1 protein-coding gene is annotated in these 3301 nt (G+C 44.4%); it reads left to right on the forward strand.

The window, feature by feature from the left end; all coding sequences use genetic code 11:
• Positions 1-430: 430 nt before the first annotated feature.
• Positions 431-3301: hypothetical protein (locus WHS63_RS13120; protein WP_445205507.1), on the forward strand; the 2871-nt coding region annotated here is incomplete at its 3' end.

Below are 3301 nucleotides of genomic sequence, written 5' to 3' on the forward strand. Positions count from 1 at the left end.
TTCTTTATCCTTTAACCTTGAACTTTGAACCTTAAACCTTGAACCTTTATCCTTTATCCTTTAACCTTTATCCTTAACACCCCTCTGCACTCTGTACACTACACACTCAATAAAAAGAAAATACAACTACAAAAACCTGCTCAATATAGAATAAACCACCAAACAAATATTAAAAACTAAAATTTCCGCAAACGATTCCAACATTTTTATTGACAACCCCCAAAAATAACTGTAACTTAACACCCCTTTTCAACCTTTTTTTTAACCTTTGCTCATTGATAGTTGATGGTTGATAGTTGATAGTTGATGGTTTAAGAAACCACCTTCAATCATGAATCTGGAATCTGAAATCTGAAATTTTTAACCTTAAACACGAAACACCAAACACGAAACACCAAACACGAAACACTAAACACTAAACTATATGCCTATGAAAACAAAAAATTTACTCACAACCATGGCCCTAACGCTTACCCTGCTCCTCGCAGGTAAGGTCGGGTGGGGGCAGCAGGTAATAGGAACATTCCCTAGAATGGATGGTGGATTTGAAAACCAATCAGGAACCCTAGCAACTGCTGGTTCAATTTCCTCACAACAAGATTATTGGACCACGCAAATTGCAGGAACTGGGATTATCTTTTCATCTGGTGGTCGTTCTGGACCTAAGTTTGTTCAATATTCACAAACCGGTACTACCCACCGTAGATTGCAGTCTCCCACTGATGCTTTAAGAGCAAGTACTTCTTATGTTGTGCAATTCTACTATCAAGGGGATTTAGATGGAACTATAGGGGGTGACAACTTGCGTGCCGCTGTTTCTGCTGCAGGTACAGGAAATCCAGGAACATATTCAACATATTTAAATAGTGTAAATGTTGGTTTAAACTGGACTAAATTTACTGCTATAGTGTCCACTTCTAGTACCGCTCCTACTGTAGGACTTGGTATTATATCGGTTAATAATACAGCTCAGTTTAATATAGATGATTTTGTGATATATCTTGGTACAGTTGTTGATGAAACAGCACCAAACTCGCCGGGTTCAGTTACAATAACTGATAATTCTATAAACTCCTTAAAAGTAAGCTGGGATGCAGCAGCCGATGTTGATGGTGGAGGATATGTAGTTATCAGGTTTACTTCTAATCCTGATCCTAATTGGGATCCAAACCAGAACGGTATCTATGCAGTTGGCAACACCATTCCAAATAGTGGAACTGTTTGTTATATAGGTACTTCGACATCTTTTACCGACAATGGCTTAAGCCCAAGCACCCAGTATTGGTACAAAGTTTACACAGTTGATAAAGCCTTTAACTACTCGGATGAATCAACTGGTAGTGGTTCAACTTTGGCAGAACCTATAATAACTGTTAGCACAAGTGCTTTATCCAATTTCAAATACATTATCGGCTCAGGCCCCTCTGCTGAACAATTGTTTACCGTTGAAGGTTCTGACCTTACGGATAATATTACAATTACACCACCTTCAAATTTTGAAATTTCGCTGACAAGCGGTAGTGGTTTTGCTGGCGATCCCATTGTGCTTAATCAAAGCGGGGGCAGTGTTGCAACTACCACCATCTACGTTAGGTTGGAAGCTGGGCTTGCAGCAGGTAGCTATAACGAAAACATCACCCTAACCTCTACAGGTGCTGCAACCAAAAATGTTGCTTGCAGCGGTTTGGTTTACTATCCTGAGCCTACAAACCATGTAACCGATTTTACGGCCACGGTCGATGGCAACTCTCAAATAACACTAACCTGGACCGACGCCACCGGTGGTACACTCCCTACAGGATACCTAGTAATGGCCAACACCACAGGAACCTTTACCGACCCTGTTGATGAAACGCCTCAAGCCGATGACACCGACATGAGCGATAATGCCGGAGTGGTAAATGTAAGCCAAGGCGTTGGGACATATGTTTGGACAGGACTAACACCAAACACTACCTACTACTTCAAAATTTATCCCTATACAAACTCAGGTTCACTTATAGACTATAAGATTGACGGTGTTGTACCAACCGACAGTAAAAAAACCACCAACATCCTCCCTGAGCCCGAAAACCACGTTACCACCTTTGCCGTTTCGGGAACTGTGCTCAGCACACAGGCCACCCTTACCTGGGTAGATGCCGTTGCCGGTGCTCAGGCGCCTGAGGGCTACGTGGTTGTGGTTAACACCACCGGTACCTTTACCGTTGCCGATGGCACCCCCATTGCCGACGATACCGACTTTAGCGATGATGCCGGTGCAATCAATGTTGCCTACGGCGTGCAAACCGCTTCACTGAACACCCTGCTTCCCGGTAAGCACTACTACGCCCAGATTTTCCCCTACACCAATTCCGGTGCATCTATTAACTATAAAACCGATGGTACTGTTCCACAGGTTGAAATTTTAACCCCGGGCATTACCGTTACCTCCCCCAACGGTGGCCAGACTTTCTTTGCCGGCGATAATGTTACCATTACCTGGACATCGGCTAACATGGGAGCCGAGACCATCAAGTACGAGGCCTACGTAAGAGACGGACTTACTTCCAACTGGAACTGGTTAGTGCTTGAACCAGCTTTACCCAATACCGGCTCATTCAATTTCACCATTCCTGCCGATGCCAAGTATGGCACCCAGTACAAGATTCGCCTAACCGGCAACACCAGCGGCGCCACCGACGAGAGCGATGCTGCTTTCACCATTATTGCCACACCTTCTATTTATGACATTCAGAGCAATAATACAGGAGGAGCCAGCAACTGGGCTAACAATACCGTTCGCATTGGTGGTATTGTAACTGCAGTTAAAACGGGTTCAACCTCCTTCAACATGTGGTTGCAGGATAGCGCTAAAGCCTGGAATGGTGTGTATGTTTACGGCGTAAACAACTCCCTTGGAACAATTGCTCAGGGCGATAGCGTTGAAGTTATTGGTACTGTTGATGAGTACAATAACCTTACCGAGATTAAGAGCGTAAGCTACCTGAACAAGATTAATAGTGGTAACACACTCCCAACCCCTGTTGATGTTACTCCTGCACAGGCTGCCAGCGAGGCATACGAGGGCGTTCTGGTTAAGCTCAACAACGTAGAGTGTACCGTAGCCGATGCCGGTTTTGGCGAGTTTACTGTTAGCGATGGAACAAACACCATTAACGTAGACGACTTCCTGTACAGGTATACCCCAACACAGGGTGCACGTTACAACATCACCGGTGTAATTGATTACAGCTTTGGTGCTTTCAAGCTTCTGCCACGCAGCGCCAACGATGTGGAAAGCGCTCAGGTTAAGTACACC

The organism is Tenuifilum sp., from assembly GCF_037481895.1.
In the GTDB taxonomy this organism is placed as follows: Bacteria; Bacteroidota; Bacteroidia; order Bacteroidales; family Tenuifilaceae; genus Tenuifilum; species Tenuifilum osseticum.